The 702-nt window shown below is 52.4% G+C and carries 1 protein-coding gene; it reads right to left on the bottom strand.

What is annotated here, in order from left to right; all coding sequences use genetic code 11:
* Positions 1-39: 39 nt before the first annotated feature.
* A partial coding sequence (locus ACTHUT_RS21415) for an RluA family pseudouridine synthase (RefSeq protein WP_440419819.1) occupies positions 40-702 on the bottom strand: 663 nt, incomplete at its 5' end.

The raw sequence follows: 702 nt of genomic DNA on the forward strand, positions 1-702 counted from the left end.
TATTTACTCTTTACACAAAAGGCCGTCTGAAAAATAGGTTTAATCCCTTACATAAACGACTTCGACATCGTAGTCGTCTTCATTCCAATCGTCGTCATCATCCATGCCGAATTTCTCTTGCCATTCTTCCTCGTTGCTTAGGGACGAATCCAAACCGGCTTCTAGACGCAGGACGGAAAGCAGGTGGTACATATCGTCAGGCATAGGCGCTTCAAAGGAAACGGTTTCGCCGGTTTTCGGGTGTACAAAGCTCAAGCGGTAGGCATGCAGGGCTTGGCGTGCGCCGAGGGCTTTGATGGCTTCTTTAACCGCGTCGCTGCATGGATGGCGCGGGTTGCCGTAAATAGGGTCGGCGGCCAGCGGATGGTTGGCTTCGCGCATATGAACGCGGATTTGGTGTGTGCGGCCGGTTTCGAGCGAGCATTCGATGTAGCTGTGGGAAAGATAGCGTTCCAACACTTTGACGTGGGTAATGGCAGGTTTGCCGCCGAATTTGACGACTGCCATTTTCAGGCGGTTGTGCGGATCGCGGCCGATTTGGGTTTCGATTTTGCCGTCGAAAGGAACAATGCCGTTGGCGACTGCACGGTAAATGCGTTTGACTGTGCGCTCTTGAAGCTGTTGAACCAGTGAGTTTTGCGCAGGCAAGGTTTTGGCGACCACCATCAGACCGCTGGTTTCTTTGTCCAAACGGTGTACGAT

The organism is Neisseria sp. P0022.S010 (assembly GCF_051956635.1).